The organism is Jannaschia sp. R86511, from assembly GCF_042466345.1.
Taxonomy (GTDB): domain Bacteria; phylum Actinomycetota; class Actinomycetes; order Actinomycetales; family JBBAYJ01; genus Aquipuribacter.
This window is the reverse complement of record NZ_JAXHCD010000001.1, coordinates 1,187,659-1,202,952: the sequence shown is the minus strand read 5'-3', so window position 1 is coordinate 1,202,952 and position 15,294 is coordinate 1,187,659. Positions and strand designations below refer to the sequence as shown.

Below are 15,294 nucleotides of genomic sequence, written 5' to 3'. Positions count from 1 at the left end.
CCCCTCTCGACCAGCTGACTGCAGCCCCCCTGGGCAGCGACCGCGCTTCCCGACGTCCACGGACGATCCCCGCTGGGGACGGCATGATGGAGACACACCCGCGAGAGGGGCGCCCCGGCGGATGCGATGTCGCCGTGCGCAGATGCGGTGGAGCCTTCGCGGGGCTGACCTGCGACGACGGGTCGCGTGATTTCCTGGCCCCGGCCGCGCCGGGCCTGCTAGACATCCTGCGTGGCCCACCGACGGTGGGCTCGGGGGGCACCGGGGTTCGGTTCCTTCCTGGTGCCTATCCAAGGACGGTTCATGCTCTCTCGTCGTTCGCTCACCCCCTTCGTCGCCGCCGCCGCGGCCACCACGCTCAGCGTCACCGGGGTGTTCCTGCTCGGCGCCTCGCCGGTCAGCGCCGCCCCGGCGCTGTCGTCGGAGTGCGTCGCCCTGGTGGACACCCTCGAGGACGAGTTCGGGGACGTCGACATCGACCCCGACTTCGACGAGGACGCGCTCGACGCGCTGCTGCTCGCCTACGAGGAGTCCTACGACGCGCTGCTCGACGAGCTCGACACCCTGTCGACGCAGGAGCAGGAGGCGGCCGGCGAGGCCGAGGACGCCGCCGAGGCGCTCGAGCTCGTCGAGGGCGTCCGCGACCTCGCGGAGGTCGCGGTCACCGAGGCCCAGACCGCCGTCTCCGACGCCGAGACCGCGCTGGCCGAGGCGGAGGACGGTGGCGACGCCGACGAGATCGAGGCGGCGCAGGCGGCGCTGACCGAGGCCGAGGAGCTGCTGGCCGAGGCCGAGGCGGCCCTGGTCATCGCCACCGACGCCGTGCCGCTGGCCGAGGCCGCCGTGGCCGAGGCCGCCGCGGCCCTGGTCGCCGTGCAGGAGGAGGTCGCCGCGACCGAGGCCGAGATCGAGGCGCTCGACGCGCAGCTCGAGGACGACCTGGACGCCATCCTGGGCGACCTGGACGAGCTCGACATCGAGCGCCTGCTCGACCTGCTGACCCAGATCGCGCTGGAGTGCAACGAGGACGCCACCGACGGCGGGGCCGCTGACGGCGGTACCGGCGCGGGTGCCGGTTCCGGTGACGCCCCGGTCGCCACGCCCGTCTCCAGCCGCGCGTCCTTCACCGGCTGAGCCCGCGGGGGTCCACACCCCCACCGCACCGCGACGAGGGCGGGGCAGCCGAGGCTGTCCCGCCCTCGTCGCGTCGTCAGAGCGGCTCGTCGGCCAGCCGCAGGAGCCCCGCCACGTCCAGGACGACGACGCGGCCCCGCCGCAGCGCGACCACTCCCCTCACCTGCAGGTCCCCGAGCACCTTGGTCGTGGTCTCGCGCGTCGTGCCGACCAGGTCGGCGAGCTGGGCGTGGGTGAGTCGGACCTCGTGACCGCGGGGCCCGGCCAGGCGCAGGGTGGTCGGGGCAGCCCCGGCGAGGGTGGCCAGGGTCGCCGCGACCCGCTGCGGCGCGGTCTTGAGCAGGGTGTCGGCCAGCCGTTGCTCGACCTCCGCCAGCCGCCGCCCCAAGCCCTCGGTGATGCGGGCGGCCACCCGCAGGTCGGACAGCAGCAGGGCGCGGACGTCCGACTCGCTCATCTGGCAGAGCACCACGTCCTCGAACGCCTCGGCGCTGCTGGACCTCATGTCCTGCCCGAGCAGACGCATCTGCCCGAACAGGGCGCCGGGGCCGAGCACCGCCAGGGTCATGGTGCGCCCGTCGGCGCCCGACCGCACCAGCCGGACCCGGCCGGACTTGACGATGTAGAGGACCTCGCGACCGTCCGCCGGCGACCACACGAGACCGCCCCGCCGGAGGGTGCGCATGGGGGCGCGGGCCGCGATGCCCGCCATCTCCTGCGGGTCGAGGTCCTGGAGGATCTCCACCTCGTCGAGGCAGAACACGGGCTGACGGGCCGCTCCGGGCTGGGTCACGCCGTCACGGTACGACGGTCCGCCGAGCCGGTTCCCGCCGCCCGCGCGCGAGGGCCGGCGCACGGGCGGCGCGGGTCACGTCAGCCGCGCACGGGCCCGGGGGCGCGGCGACGGGACTGGGCGACGACGGCGCCCAGGACCAGACCGAACAGCAGGTGCCCCAGCAGGCTCTGCCCCGCGACCGCGTCGACGGTGAGCACCGGCATGCCCATGGCGGCGGGCATCAGCAGGAGCGGCCCCAGCACCCACCACAGCAGCCCGTATGCCGCACCCAGGCCGAGCCCGAGCCCGAGGCCCCTGACCCGTGGCGCGAGGAGGAGGCCGAAGCCCGCCCCGATGACCGCGGAGATCGCCAGGTGCACCAGCCAGGCGACGGCCAGGGACTCCGTCCCGACCAGCATGCCCACCATCCCGAGCATGCCCATCAGCTGCATCATCAGCCCGAAGGCGACCCCGCCGGCCAGGCCGCCCACGATGCCGAGCGGCACCGAGCGGAGCGACACGACCGAGGACGCGGTCCCAGGTGCCGTGGTTGCCGTCATCGTTCTCACCTCTTCCGTGGGCGGCACTCGCGCCCGTGCCGTCGACGGTAGGAACGCCTCGCGGTCGGCACTGTGTGCTGGCACACAGTCGGGGCGCGTTCCCGCAGACAGAGCCAGCCGTCCCGCACATGCGTTACCGTGACGCTGCTTCACCCGTATCTGCGGAAAGGACCGCCCCGTGGGCAACGAGTTCAAGGTCGGGGAGGCCGCGGACCTGCTCGGGGTCAGCGACGACACGCTGCGCCGGTGGGCCGAGGCCGGCCGGGTCAGCATCGTCCGCGGGCCCAACGGCCGTCAGGTGGTGCCCGGGGTCGAGCTCGCCGCCCTGGCCCAGTCCCTGGCGACGGGTCACGAGCGGACCGGCGGGGCCACGGTGTCGGCGCGCAACCAGCTCCGCGGCCTGGTCACCAAGGTCACCCGCGACACCGTCATGGCCCAGGTCGAGATGCAGGCCGGGCCGTTCCGGCTGGTGTCGCTGATGAGCCGGGAGGCCGCCGACGAGCTGGGCCTGGAGCCCGGCTGCCTGGCCGTGGCCAGCGTCAAGGCGACGAACGTCGTGGTCGAGGTGCCGCCCACGTGATCCGCGACCCGCACCGTCACCGCACGGGGCCGGTGGCCGTCGGCGCCCCGCTGCTGCTGGTCGCGCTGCTGACCGCCTGCGGCGACCGCGGAGGGACGGCGACCGCGGCGAGCGCCGGGACGGGCGACGACGCCGCGGCGGCGGTGTCCGGGGACGTGACCGTGTTCGCCGCCGCGTCGCTCACGGACACCTTCACCCGGCTCGGCGAGGGGTTCATGGCCGCGAACCCCGACGTCACCGTGACGTTCAGCTTCGCGGGCAGCTCCGCGCTGGCGACCCAAGTCAACGAGGGCGCCCCGGCCGACGTCTTCGCCGCCGCCAGCCCCGCCACCATGCAGACGGTCGTGGACGCCGGCGGGACCGACGGCGAGCCGACGGTGCTCGTCACCAACACGCTGCAGATCGCCGTCCCGCCGGACAACCCGGGTGACGTCACCGGCCTGGTGGACCTCACCGACGAGGCCCGGACCATCGCCCTGTGCGCGGTCGAGGTGCCCTGCGGCGCCGCGGCGCAGACCGTCTTCGAGGCCGCCGGGCTCACCCCCGCCCCGGACACCCTCGAGCAGGACGTCCGCGCCGCGCTCAGCAAGGTCGAGCTGGGCGAGGTCGACGCGGCGCTGGTCTACCGCACCGACGTCATCGCCGCGGGCGACGCCGTCACGGGTATCGACGTCCCCGAGGCGGACGGGGCCGTCAACGACTACCCGATCGCCGTCCTGTCCGAGGCACCGAACCCCGGTGCCGCGCAGGCGTTCGTCGCGTACGTGCTGTCGGAGGACGGCCTCGAGGTGCTCACCGATGCCGGCTTCGGCACCCCCTGACCGGCTGACGGCGGCACCCGACCGCCGTCAGCAGCGGCGCCTGGCCCGTCGCCACCGTCGGGGCGGGCGCCGGGGCAGCGGCCTGCCCGCCGTCCTGCTCGTCCCGGCGCTGCTGGGCCTGGCGTTCCTGCTGCTGCCCCTGGTCGCGCTGCTGGCCCGGGCCCCCTGGTCCACGCTGCCCCAGCAGCTGAGCAGCCCCGAGGTCGGGCAGGCGCTGCGCCTGTCGCTGCTGTGCGCGAGCCTGGCCACGTTCATCTGCCTCGTGCTGGGCGTGCCGCTGGCGTGGCTGCTGGCCCGGGCCGAGTTCCCGGGCCGACGTCTGGTGCGGGCGCTGGTCACCGTGCCGCTGGTCCTGCCGCCGGTGGTGGGCGGCGTCGCGCTGCTCCTGCTGCTGGGCCGCCGCGGCCTGCTCGGTCAGTCGCTGGACCTGTGGTTCGGCCTCACGCTGCCGTTCACCACCGCGGCCGTCGTCATCGCCGAGGCCTTCGTCGCCCTGCCGTTCCTGGTCATCGCCGTCGAGGGTGCGCTGCGCGGCGCCGACCGCCGCTACGAGGACGCCGCCGCCACCCTGGGTGCCTCCCGCTGGACCGTCTTCCATCGCGTCACGCTGCCCCTGATCGCCCCGGGGGTCACCGCGGGTGCGGTGCTCTGCTTCGCCCGCGCCCTGGGCGAGTTCGGCGCGACGATCACGTTCGCCGGCAACTTCCCCGGGGTCACCCGGACCATGCCGCTGTCGGTCTACCTGGCCCTGGAGACCGACCCGGAGGCCGCGATCGTGCTGTCGCTCGTGCTGCTCGCCGTGTCCGTCCTGGTCCTGGCCAGCCTGCGCGACCGCTGGGTCACCGGGACCGTGCGGTGACCGGCGACGTCGGCCTGGACGCCCACCTGCTCGTCGAGCGCGGCCCGTTCCGCCTCGACCTGCCCCTGCCCGTCGCCCCCGGCGAGGTCGTCGCGCTGCTCGGCCCCAACGGCGCCGGCAAGTCCACCGCGCTGGCCGCCCTGGCCGGCCTGCTGCCGCTGAGCGACGGGCACGTGCGGCTCGGCGGGCGCACCGTGGACGACCCCCGCGCCGGCCACCTCACCGCCACCCGCGACCGACGCGTGGGGATGGTGTTCCAGGACTACCTGCTGTTCCCCCACCTGAGCGTCCTGGACAACATCGCCTTCGGCCTGCGGGCCCGGGGCGTCGGCCGGAGGGCCGCGCGGCAGCAGGCCCGCGGCTGGCTCGACCGGGTCGGCCTGGACGACCTGGGCGGGTCGCGACCGGGGCGGACGTCCGGCGGCCAGGCCCAGCGCATCGCCCTGGCCCGGGCCCTGGTGACCGACCCCGACCTGCTGCTGCTGGACGAGCCGCTGTCGGCGCTGGACGCCTCGACCCGCCCGGGCATCCGCTCCGACCTCGCCCACCACCTGGGCGGGTACGCGGGCTGCACCGTGCTGGTCACCCACGACGCCCTGGACGCCATGGTCCTGGCCGACCGCATCGTCGTCCTGGAGGCCGGCCGGGTGGTGCAGCAGGGCACCCCCGCCGAGCTGGCCCGCACCCCGCGCACCCCGTACGTCGCGCAGCTGGTGGGGCTCAACCTGCACCGTGGCAGCAGCCGCGGCACGACGGTGGACCTGGTCGACGGCGGCACCCTGCACACCGCCCAGCCCACCGACGGCGCGGTGTTCCTCGCCTACCCGCCCGCCGCGGTGGCCCTGCACCGGCACCGCCCCGAGGGCTCGGCCCGCAACACCTGGCCCGGTCGGGTCGCCGGTCTCGAGCACCACGGCAGCACCGCCCGGGTCCGCCTCGACGCCACGCCACCCGTGCTCGCCGACGTCACGACCGCCGCCGTCGCCGAGCTGCGGCTGCAGCCCGGGCAGGACGTCTGGGCGAGCGTCAAGGCGACCGAGATCCACGCCTACCCCCGCTGAGGGCGGCCGGTCGGCGGGTCGGGGGGTCGGCACCGTCACGGCCCGATGTGCAGCTCCGCCACCAGGGCGCCACGCAGCTCGAAGCGGTAGGTCAGGTCGGCGACCCCGCCGGGGAAGTCGCCCTCGATGCGGACGGCCGCCGTCCACCGGTCCTCCCCCGCGCGCCCGGCGCCGACCAGCTCGGTCGTGTAGGTGAACTCGCTGCCCGCCTGCCGCAGGAACCGCCGGACCTCCTCGGCGCCGCGGAAGGTCTCGCCCTGGTCGGTGACCACGGCGTCGGGGGCCAGGTGCGCCAGGGCGCCGGCCACGTCGTGCACCGCGTGCGCGGTGAGGAAGCCTCGGACGGCGGTCGGCAGCTCGTCCGGCGGGATGCTGGTGGACGGGGGGGGGGTGGGGTTCGTCATGCCACCAGGGTCCGGCCTCCCGCGACGAGCAGGTCAACCGCTGGACCCTCTCCCCGGGGGAGGGTGCAGAGTTCGGGGGTGCTGGCGATCGGCGAGTTCTCGCGACTGACCCACCTGAGCGTGCGCACGCTGCGCCGCTACCACGACGCAGGCCTGCTCGAGCCGTCGACCGTGGACCCCACCAGCGGGTACCGCTACTACGACGCCGACCAGATCCCGGTCGCGCAGGTGATCCACCGGCTGCGCGAGCTCGACGTCCCGCTGGCCGACGTGCAGCGGATCCTGCGCTCGGCCGACCCGCAGGCCCGCGCGGCCCTGGTCGCGGAGCACCTGCGCCGGCTGGAGTCCGAGCTGGACCGGACGCGGGCCGCGGTGGCCTCGCTCCGCCGGCTGCTGCAGCCGGCCCCGGCCCCGCTGGAGGTCGAGCTGCGCGAGGTCCCGGCCAGCACCGTCGCGGCGGTCGAGGACGACGTGGCCCACGACGACGTGCTCGGCTGGTACGCCGGGGCCGCGGCCGAGCTGGCCGCCGTGGTGGGCCGGCCCACCGGGCCGTTGGGCGGGCTCTACGACAACGAGCTGTTCGAGCAGGGCCGCGGCCACGTGCTGCTGTACCGACCGACCGCGTCACCACCGCGGGCGGGACGGGTCCGACCGGTCACCCTGCCTGCCGTCGAGCTGGCGGTGACGACCCACCGGGGCGAGCACGACGACATCGACGTCAGCTACGGCCGGCTCGGCGCCTGGGTGGTGGCCAACGCGCTGGCCGTCGCCGGGCCGGTGCGCGAGACCTACCTCGTCGGCCCCGACGACACGGCCGAGAAGTCGGCCTGGCGGACGGAGATCGGCTGGCCCGTCTTCCGGCTGGCCCGCGGCGGGACGTGAAGGCGGTGCCCGGCACGAGTGCCACCGACCGGGCTCAGGTCGTGGCGGTGGCCCGCACCGACCCGACCACGAGCTGCCGGTCGCGTCGCAGCGACACCAGCACGGCGACGACGCCGAGCAGCGGCACCACGACCAGCAGCGCCACGTTGACCAGGGCCCCGGCGCTGCCGCCGCCCCCACCGGGCAGGAACAGCGAGACGTCCCACAGGCCGTGCGCCACCATGCCGACCAGCAGCAGCCCGCCCACCCGCCGGAACAGGTACAGGATCGCCCCGGTGACGGCCGCCAGCGCCACCTGCGTCAGCGCGGACGTCAGCGGCGAGCCGTTGATGACGTTGGTCAGGTGGAACAGGCCGAACACCGCCGAGCTGATCAGCAGGCAGGCGGTCTCGGAGCGGTGCCCGTCGAGCAGGCTGCGCAGCAGCACGCCCCGGAACAAGGTCTCCTCGCAGAAGCCGACCAGCACCCCGGCGGCCAGCACCGCCAGCAGCAGCCCCAGGGTGAGCCGGTCCCAGCGGACGAGCACCAGGTGCACCACGATGCCCAGGACGAACGCGGCCATGGCCACGCGGTAGGCCCGGTGCACCGGCAGGCGCTCCGGGTCGCGGAACACGAAGTCCCACCGGGCCCACCACAGGAACGCCACGATGACCACGGCGCCGGCCAGCAGCGGCAGCACCGCGGTCCGGAACGCGGTGGAGCCGGACGCGAACCAGTCGGCGTACGGGATGCCGGAGCTCGCCGCGACCGCGGTGAACACCGCGGCGTAGACCACGATCAGCCCGAGGGCCAGCGGCACCGACGGCGCCACCCGCGGCCCCGCTCCCCGACCGACCCCGACCCGGTGCGTCGTACCCGTGCGTTCTCCCCGTCCGGTCCCGGCTGCTGCGGTGCCACGCGATTCTGCGTCGCGCCGGACGGCGCGTGACATACCCCGGACCGGGTGAAACAGGTCGGACCCGGTCACGGTCGAGACCAGGCCCTGAGCAGCACAGGTACGCGCGGCCCGCCCCAGGCTGAGCGGACCGCGCGTCTTTCCCGAAGGCCCCGTCTCCCCTGACAGAGGACGAGTGATGGCTGCTCTCCCGGATCGCCACCACAAAAGACGCTACACCAGGAAATGGCTCCGGCAATAGCCGCAGCGATCTATTTCTTGCCGATCGAGAATGGTGCGTAAACAGCAGCGGATGGCATGACGAATAACACTCTCGCGCATTCTCCAAAATTGGCGGAACACCTGGACGTCGACCGGTCGGCCGGCCCCGTCTAGGTCGTCGCGAGCTGCTCCTGCCGGTTCAGGCAGCGAGCACGAGCAGGTGCGGCGGACCCCGGACGGGGTCGGTGGCCGCGGCCGGCCCACCGAGCGGGGCGGGCTCGCCCGCCGCCAGCAGCGGACGGACCGGGCCCAGCGGCAGGATGGCCGCGAGGACGAGGCGGAGCGGTCCGACCCAGGAGCCGAGCGCGACCAGGGCGGCCTCGCCGCGGCGCAGCGCCACCACCGTGACGACCGTCGCGAAGGCGTGGGCGGCGAGCATGCCCGGGTCCGAGAACAGCGCGTCATGGCCCCCGCCGGTCTTGTGGTCACCTGGTGACCAGCCGAACGCGTGGTGCAGGACCACCTGGCCCCCACCGACCACGGCCGCCGCCCGCCAGGCGGTGACCCGGCGGGTCGCGAGGGAGGTGCTCAGCAGCGCCACCACGAGCAGCGCCAGGACCAGAGCCCGCAGCGACGGCGTCCCCCCACCGGCGAGCAGGTGCCCGGCCCCGGCCAGCCCCACGACGGCCGCGCTCGCCACGACGGCGCGCAGCGACCCCGCTGCGGCACGCCCGGACGCTGGCACAGCCCACACCGTAGCGTCCAGGCCGTGAGCGAGCACCGACCCCGGATCGACGAGCAGCTGGTCCGTCGGCTCGTGGCGTCCCAGCTGCCCCGCTGGAGCCACCTGCCGGTGGCAGCGGTGGCCGTCGGCGGGGTGGACAACCGGACCTTCCGCCTCGGCGGGGCCATGAGCGTCCGCCTGCCCAGCGCGGAGGGTTACCGGCTGCAGGTGGACAAGGAGCAGCAGTGGCTCCCGCGCCTCGCGCCCCACCTCCCGCTGGCCGTGCCGGAGCCGCTCGCCCTGGGCCACCCCGGCCACGGCTACCCGTTCCGGTGGTCGGTGCGGCGCTGGATCGACGGCGAGCGGGCCGACCGGGCCCGGGTCGCTGACCAGGTCGACCTGGCCACGAGCCTGGCCGACTTCCTCGTGGCGCTGCGCGGCGTGGACGCGACGGACGGGCCCGGGCCGGGACCGCACAACTTCCACCGCGGTGGCCCGCTGGCCACCTACGAGGCCGAGGCCCTGCGGTCCGTGGACCGCGTCGGTCACCTCCTCCCCCGGGACCGGGTGCTCCGGGTCTGGGAGCACGCGCGGGCCGCCCGGTGGGACGGGGCCCCGGTCTGGTTCCACGGTGACGTCGCCGCGGGCAACCTGCTGCTGCGCCGGGGGCGGCTGCACGCCGTCATCGACTTCGGCACCAGCGGGGTGGGTGACCCGGCCTGCGACGTGGTGGTGGCCTGGACCCTGCTGGACGGTCCGGCCCGGGACGCGTTCCGGGCCCGCTACGACGTCGACGCCGCCACGTGGTCGCGCGGACGGGGCTGGGCGCTGTGGAAGGCCGCCCTCGTGCTGGCCGAGCACGTCGAGGACGGCTCCGGGCCGCAGGCGCCGGCCGCGCGGGACGCCCGGACCGTGATCGGGCGGGTCGTGGCGGACTTCGAGGCCGAGCACGACTGACGCCCCTGGGCCCTGACCTGCGGGGACGTCGAGGGCGTCCCGTTCGTCCGCACGGGTGTCGCCCGGTCGCCGGGGCTCAGGTGGGGCGGCACGGCGGACGATGCCCCAGCCATGAGCATGACTTCGACGACGACGTCAACCCGCTGGGTGGGCGTCGCCGCCTCCGCAATGACGGACCCCGCCGCAGCCGCAGCCGACGCCGTGGCCCGGGCCGTCGCCGACCGCGACACCGCCCTGGTGCTGCTGTTCGTGTCCCCGTTCCTCGACCTCGCGACCGTCGCCGCCGAGGCCGCCCGCACGGCGCCGGCCGGGGCCCGGGTCGTCGGCTGCACCACGTCGGGAGAGATCGGCGAGGGCACGGCCGGGTCCGGGCGGGTCGTCGCCGTGGCCCTGGGGGGCGTGAGCGTCGGGGTCTCGGTCGGTGACCTGTCCCGGGGCGCCCGCGCCGCAGGGGCGCAGGCCGCGGCGGCCCTGGACGGGGTGGTCGGGGAGAACCGGGCGCTGGTGCTGCTCGGCGACGGCTTCGCCGGCAACCGCGCGGACATGGTGCGCGGCGCCTACGGCGTGGCCGGGGCCTCGGTGGCGCTGGTCGGCGGCTGCGCCGGGGACGAGCTGCAGATGGTCGCCACAGCCCTGCTGGTCGACGGCGAGGTGGTCCGCGGGTCGCTGCTCGGGGTGGCCATCGGCTCCCCCGGCCCCATCGGCGTCGGCATCGGGCACGGCTGGCGCCGCGTGGGCCGGCCGCTGGTCGTGACCGGCAGCGACGGCAGCACCATCCACACCCTCGACGACCGCCCCGCGCTGGACGAGTACCTGCGTCTGGCCGGCGCCCCCGCGGAGGCGTACACCGACCCCTCGCTCTGGTACGGGATCGCGATGAGCAACAGCTTCGGCCTGCCGCGGCCCGGGGGCGAGGAGGTCCGCGCGGTCCTCAGCGCCGACTTCGAGGCGCGCACCCTGACGTGCAGCGACGTCCCCCAGGGCACCACGGTCTGGCTGATGGACGGCGACGCCGGCACGGTGCAGGAGGGCACCCGGGTCGCGGCGGCGGAGGCCCTGCGGGACCTGGGCGGGGTCGCGCCGCGCGGGGTCGTCGCCTTCGACTGCGTGGCTCGTCGGGCCGTGCTCGGTCCGGACGGCACCGCGGCGGAGACCCGGCTGCTCGACGAGCTGATGGGGGGCGTCCCCGTGGGCGGCTTCTACACCTACGGCGAGTTCGCCCGGACGAGCGGGGCCAGGGGCGTGCACAACGCGACCCTGGTGCTGCTCGCCCTCGGCTGACGTGGTCGAGCCCGAGGCGTCGCCGCACCGCCTGGTCGAGTTCATGACGGCGGTCGGTCGCTGCCCCAGCGTCCAGGCCGCCCACCTGGTGGCCGCCGAGCTGGTCGCGGAGGAGTTCGACGCCGAGGTGGGGGCCGTCGTGGTGGACGGCCGCCTGGAGGGGCACGTCGGGTTCGGCCGAGACGTACCGCCCGAGGCCCACCTGCTCGACGTCCCCCCGGGCAGCGACCGCTGCGACCTGCCGGGTCTCGGGTCGCTGCACACCCTGTCCGCGACCTGGCGGCGGGGCTCCGGCGGCCGGCTGGTCGTGGCCCGGGCGGAGCTGCCGTTCGAGCTGGGCGACCGGACCCTGCTGCTGGGGATGGCGGGCGCCCTGGGCCTGACGCTGGACATGATCGCCGCCCTCGAGCGCGAGCGCGGCCGCCAGCACCTGCTGGAGGTGCTGCTGGGGGTGCAGCGGGCGATCTCCGCCCGCCAACCCGTGCCGGACATCCTGTCGGCCATCACCGCGGGCGCCAGCTCGGTGCTGGGCGACCGGCCGGTCGCGCTGCTGCTGCAGGACGCGGCCGACCCCGGACGTCCCATCGTCACCGGGGCGGGCGAGGTGAGCGACGGCCCCTGCCACCGCGCGGTCGTCGAGGTCGACGGGGCCGTCGTGGGCGAGATCGTCGCCGGCACGGCCGACGGCCGGACCACCACGGCCGAGCAGAGCCTGCTCGACACCTTCGCCGGGCACGCGTCCATGGCCCTGACCGACGCCCGGGCCATGGACGCCCTGGCCGCGGCGTTCCGGGACCCGCTGACCGGGCTGCCCAACCGGTCGCTGTTCCTCGACCGGCTGGGCGAGGCGCTGCGCGGCGACCGCGGCCGCCGCAACCCGGCCGTCCTCTTCGTGGACCTGGACCGCTTCAAGGCCGTCAACGACACCCTGGGCCACGCCGGCGGGGACGAGCTGCTGCGCGCCGTCGCCCGCCGGCTGACGGACTGCACCCGGGCCGGGGACACCGTGGCCCGCTTCGGCGGGGACGAGTTCGCCCTGCTGCTGGCCGACGGGGACGACCCCCACCAGGTCCGGGCCGTGGCCGACCGCCTGGTCGCGTCCCTGCGCGAGCCGTTCACGCTCGGGCAGGAGCTCACCTGGATCGGCGCCACCGTCGGCATCGCCCACGCGCCGCCCGACCGGGACGACGTCGACACCGACGTCCTGGCCGACCGGCTGCTCGGTGACGCGGACCTGGCCATGTACACCGCCAAGGCCGCCGGCGGCGGGCGCTCCGCCACCTACCGACCCCAGATGCGCAGCGCGCGACGCGACCACCTCGCGCTGCGCGCGCACCTGCCGCACGCCCTGGCCCGGGGCGAGCTCGACGTCCACTACCAACCGGTGGTCGAGCTGGGTACCGGTCGTCCCCTCGCGGTGGAGGCCCTGGTGCGCTGGTGGCACCCCGAGCGCGGCGCCGTGCCGCCGGTGGTGTTCGTGCCCGTCGCGGAGAGCACGGGGCTGATCGTGGAGATCGGGCGCTGGGTGCTGCAGCGGGCGTGCCGGCAGGCCGCGCTCTGGCGACGGGACCAGCCGAACCTGCTGCTGCACGTCAACGTGTCCGTGCACCAGCTGCGCGACCCGGCCTTCGTCCCCGACGTCGTCGCCGCCCTCGACGTCGCCGGCCTGCCCGGTGAGGCCCTGGTGCTCGAGATCACGGAGAGCCTGGTGGTGGGCGACGACGCCGCGCTGCTGCAGGTGCTGGCCGACCTGCGCGCGCTCGGGGTCAGCCTCGCCCTGGACGACTTCGGCACCGGCTTCTCGTCGCTGGGCTACCTGAGCCGGCTGTCGGTGGACCTGCTCAAGATCGACCGGTCCTTCGTCACCGGCCTCGCCGAGCCCGGCGGCCGGCAGCTCGTGCAGGCGGTCATGGACCTGGCGCGGGCCTTCGCGCTGCGCGTGGTCGTCGAGGGCGTCGAGACCCCGGATCAGGTCGCCCAGCTGCTGGCGGTCGGCTGCACCACCGCCCAGGGCTACCACTTCGCCCGACCCGGGCCGGTGGACGTCGTCACGGCGTTCCTGCGCGACCACGCGCCCGCCCCGCGGCGCACCCCCGCCGCCGGAGCCGCAGGACGGGTGTCGGCGGCGCCGGTCCCGGGCGGTCCCGGCCACGCCCCGACGACAGGCCGGCCGCGTGCCGTCGCCCGGTAGCGGTCCGGCCGGACCGGGCCGGAGGGGGGTGCGGGTCGGGCTGGTGGTCAACCGGGTGGAGGACTACGTCCTGCCGGTGGCCACGGGCATGACGGAGGTGCTGCGGGCCGCGGGGGCCTCGGTCCTGGTGCTGGTCCTGCCCCCGGTCTCGCCGTCGGCGCAGCCGTGGCTGCGCCGCGTCGTCCGGGCCGGCACCCTGGACGCCGTGGCCGTGACGGCCGTGGTCGACCCGGAGACGGGTGAGTCCTGCGCCGGTGACCTCGTCGCCCAGGCCGACGGCGTCCCGGTCGTCACCCTGGGGTGCGGGGACCAGGGGGTCCCCGACGTCAGCTGCGACAACGCCTCCGCGGCGGCGGCGGCCGCCGCCCACCTGCTCTCGCAGGGCCGGCGCCGGCCGCTGGTCGTGGCCGGGATCGTGGACAACCCCGACGGCATCGCCCGCGAGGTGGCGTTCACCGCGGAGTGCGTCCGGCTCGGACTGCCGCGCGAGGCCGTGCGCCTCGTGCGGGCGGACTTCTCCCGCGAGCTGGCCTACCGTCGCACCCTCCGGCTGCTGCACCAGGTCGACGCGGACGGCGCCGACCCCGTCGACGCCGTGTTCGCCGCGAACGACGACATGGCCTTCGGCGTGCTGGACGCCCTGCGGGTGCAGGGCCTGCGCACCCCGCAGGACGTCGCCGTCGTGGGGTTCGACAACACCGCCGCCGCCGAGACGAGCAGTCCCGGGGTGACCAGCCTGGACCAGCACCTGGTGGAGCAGGGCCGCTGCGCCGCGCGGCTCCTGCTGGGCCGGCTGGCCGGACGCGCGATCCCCCGCCGGGTCCGCACCCGGGCGCGGCTGGTCGTGCGGGCCTCCAGCACGGCCGACCTGGCGCCGACGCCGGCCACGGACCGGGGCCGCCACGCCACCGAGACCGAGCTGTCGCGGCTGCGGGAGCTGCTGGTCCTCAACCAGGGGCTGCTCGGCGTCGCGGACGACTTCGAGCTGGCCTCGGAGCTGGCGGCCCTGCTCCCCCGGACCGCGCTGCGCCGGACGTTCGTCGCGCGCACCCGGCGGGGCCAGGCGACGCTGCTGCACGCCCAGGACGGACGGGGCACCGCGGCCGACGACGGTTGCGCCTACCCCCCGGAGGCGCTGCTGCCCGCGGCCCGCAGCCAGGACCTGGACCACGGCACCCTGGTGGTGCACCTGCTCACCGACCGCGGCAAGGAGACCGGCCTGCTGGTGTACGAGCAGGACCAGGAGGACCGGTGGTCCGGGCAGGCGCTGCAGCAGCTGCTGACGGGGTCGCTGGCCAGCCTGTCGCGCTCCGAGCAGCTGATCGAGCACGCGGCCGGGCTGGAGCGCGTCGTCGCCGCCCGGACCGGGCAGCTGCGACAGGCCAACGAGCGGCTCCAGGCGGCGCTGCTGGTCGACGGCCTGACCGGTCTGCAGAACCGGGTGGCTTTCGACCGGGCGCTGGAGCGGGCCTGGTCGGAGCACCGGCGCAGCGGCGAGGCGCTGAGCGTGCTGATGTGCGACGTGGACCACTTCAAGTCCTACAACGACGTGGCGGGCCACCTCGCCGGCGACGACTGCCTGCGCGCCGTGGCCGCCTGCCTGGCCGACGCCGTCCGGGGCGGGCGGGACGTGGTCGCCCGGTTCGGCGGCGAGGAGTTCGCCGTGCTGCTGCCCGGCACCGACGCCGTGGGCGCGGCGACGGTGGCCGAGCGCGTGCTGGCCCGCGTCCGCGCGGCCGAGGTCCCTCACCTCGGGGGCCCGCCGGGGCGCCGGGTCTCGCTGAGCATCGGGTACGCCGCCAGCGCCCGACCGACCCGGCTGGCGGACCCGGCGACCCTGGTCGACATGGCCGACCAGGCCCTCTACCGCGCCAAGGCCGGCGGCCGCGACCGGACCGCCGGGACCGAGGACGTCCGGGAGACGGCCGGCTCGCAACGACGCTGACCCCCGACGGCGCCGACGCCGGGC

The 15,294-nt window shown here is 75.9% G+C and carries 15 protein-coding genes; 10 read left to right on the top strand and 5 right to left on the bottom strand.

Annotated features, from left to right (window positions below; translation table 11 throughout):
• Positions 1-303 precede the first annotated feature (303 nt).
• Positions 304-1,134, top strand: coding sequence for a hypothetical protein (locus SJY06_RS05900; protein ID WP_380165587.1), 831 nt, complete (start codon positions 304-306; stop codon positions 1,132-1,134).
• A 76-nt stretch (positions 1,135-1,210) separates the two neighbouring features.
• On the opposite strand, the gene SJY06_RS05895 is transcribed toward SJY06_RS05900, so the two are convergent.
• Entirely contained in the window at positions 1,211-1,927 is a 717-nt protein-coding gene (locus SJY06_RS05895) for a Crp/Fnr family transcriptional regulator (RefSeq protein ID WP_380165585.1), read from the bottom strand.
• Positions 1,928-2,007: 80 nt separating this feature from the next.
• Positions 2,008-2,469, bottom strand: coding sequence for a hypothetical protein (locus tag SJY06_RS05890; protein WP_380165583.1), 462 nt, complete (start codon positions 2,467-2,469; stop codon positions 2,008-2,010).
• A 178-nt stretch (positions 2,470-2,647) separates the two neighbouring features.
• Between SJY06_RS05890 and SJY06_RS05885 the strand changes: the two genes are divergently transcribed.
• The 4 genes from SJY06_RS05885 to SJY06_RS05870 are packed head-to-tail and all read left to right on the top strand — an operon-like array spanning position 2,648 to position 5,790.
• Positions 2,648-3,049, top strand: coding sequence for a molybdopterin-binding protein (locus SJY06_RS05885; protein ID WP_380165581.1), 402 nt, complete (start codon positions 2,648-2,650; stop codon positions 3,047-3,049).
• A complete protein-coding gene (modA, locus tag SJY06_RS05880; protein ID WP_380165579.1) occupies positions 3,046-3,870 on the top strand; it encodes a molybdate ABC transporter substrate-binding protein in 825 nt (274 codons plus the stop codon). The genes SJY06_RS05885 and modA overlap by 4 nt, the downstream gene beginning before the upstream one ends.
• Complete coding sequence (gene modB / locus SJY06_RS05875) at positions 3,848-4,729, top strand: molybdate ABC transporter permease subunit (protein ID WP_380165577.1); 882 nt, start codon at positions 3,848-3,850, stop codon at positions 4,727-4,729. The genes modA and modB overlap by 23 nt, the downstream gene beginning before the upstream one ends.
• Positions 4,726-5,790 (top strand): ABC transporter ATP-binding protein, encoded by a 1,065-nt coding sequence (locus SJY06_RS05870; protein ID WP_380165575.1) that lies wholly within the window; start codon positions 4,726-4,728, stop codon positions 5,788-5,790. The genes modB and SJY06_RS05870 overlap by 4 nt, the downstream gene beginning before the upstream one ends.
• A gap of 35 nt (positions 5,791-5,825) precedes the next feature.
• On the opposite strand, the gene SJY06_RS05865 is transcribed toward SJY06_RS05870, so the two are convergent.
• Positions 5,826-6,194: a nuclear transport factor 2 family protein gene (locus SJY06_RS05865; RefSeq protein WP_380165573.1), complete on the bottom strand. Its 369-nt coding sequence runs from the start codon at positions 6,192-6,194 to the stop codon at positions 5,826-5,828.
• 78 nt (positions 6,195-6,272) lie between these two features.
• Here SJY06_RS05865 and SJY06_RS05860 point away from each other — a divergent pair, with 78 nt between their 5' ends.
• Positions 6,273-7,076, top strand: coding sequence for a MerR family transcriptional regulator (locus SJY06_RS05860; RefSeq protein WP_380165571.1), 804 nt, complete (start codon positions 6,273-6,275; stop codon positions 7,074-7,076).
• 34 nt (positions 7,077-7,110) lie between these two features.
• Here SJY06_RS05860 and SJY06_RS05855 read toward each other — a convergent pair whose 3' ends face one another.
• Positions 7,111-7,887 carry a CPBP family intramembrane glutamic endopeptidase gene (locus SJY06_RS05855; protein ID WP_380165569.1) on the bottom strand — a complete coding sequence of 259 codons (777 nt, stop codon included), beginning with the start codon at positions 7,885-7,887 and terminating at the stop codon, positions 7,111-7,113.
• 484 nt (positions 7,888-8,371) lie between these two features.
• Positions 8,372-8,917 (bottom strand): hypothetical protein, encoded by a 546-nt coding sequence (locus SJY06_RS05850; RefSeq protein WP_380165567.1) that lies wholly within the window; start codon positions 8,915-8,917, stop codon positions 8,372-8,374.
• 24 nt (positions 8,918-8,941) lie between these two features.
• On the opposite strand from SJY06_RS05850, the gene SJY06_RS05845 reads away from it, so the two are divergent.
• From SJY06_RS05845 to SJY06_RS05830, 4 genes are all read left to right on the top strand, one after another.
• The gene (locus SJY06_RS05845; protein WP_380165565.1) at positions 8,942-9,853 is read left to right on the top strand and encodes an aminoglycoside phosphotransferase family protein; all 912 of its coding nucleotides are present in this window, start codon (positions 8,942-8,944) and stop codon (positions 9,851-9,853) included.
• A 111-nt stretch (positions 9,854-9,964) separates the two neighbouring features.
• Entirely contained in the window at positions 9,965-11,134 is a 1,170-nt protein-coding gene (locus tag SJY06_RS05840) for an FIST signal transduction protein (protein WP_380165563.1), read from the top strand.
• Between the two features lies 1 nt (position 11,135).
• Positions 11,136-13,325: a putative bifunctional diguanylate cyclase/phosphodiesterase gene (locus SJY06_RS05835; protein ID WP_380165561.1), complete on the top strand. Its 2,190-nt coding sequence runs from the start codon at positions 11,136-11,138 to the stop codon at positions 13,323-13,325.
• Entirely contained in the window at positions 13,309-15,270 is a 1,962-nt protein-coding gene (locus SJY06_RS05830; protein ID WP_380165559.1) for a diguanylate cyclase domain-containing protein, read from the top strand. The genes SJY06_RS05835 and SJY06_RS05830 overlap by 17 nt, the downstream gene beginning before the upstream one ends.
• Positions 15,271-15,294 lie beyond the last annotated feature (24 nt).

Excerpts from the sequence above, each read along its gene's own strand:
- SJY06_RS05900 (WP_380165587.1), top strand. The coding sequence starts at position 304 with ATGCTCTCTCGTCGTTCGCTCACCCCCTTCGTCGCCGCCGCCGCGGCC.
- SJY06_RS05890 (WP_380165583.1), bottom strand. The coding sequence starts at position 2,469 with ATGACGGCAACCACGGCACCTGGGACCGCGTCCTCGGTCGTGTCGCTC.
- SJY06_RS05865 (WP_380165573.1), bottom strand. The coding sequence starts at position 6,194 with ATGACGAACCCCACCCCCCCCCCGTCCACCAGCATCCCGCCGGACGAG.
- SJY06_RS05840 (WP_380165563.1), top strand. The coding sequence starts at position 9,965 with ATGAGCATGACTTCGACGACGACGTCAACCCGCTGGGTGGGCGTCGCC.
- modB (WP_380165577.1), top strand. The coding sequence starts at position 3,848 with ATGCCGGCTTCGGCACCCCCTGACCGGCTGACGGCGGCACCCGACCGC.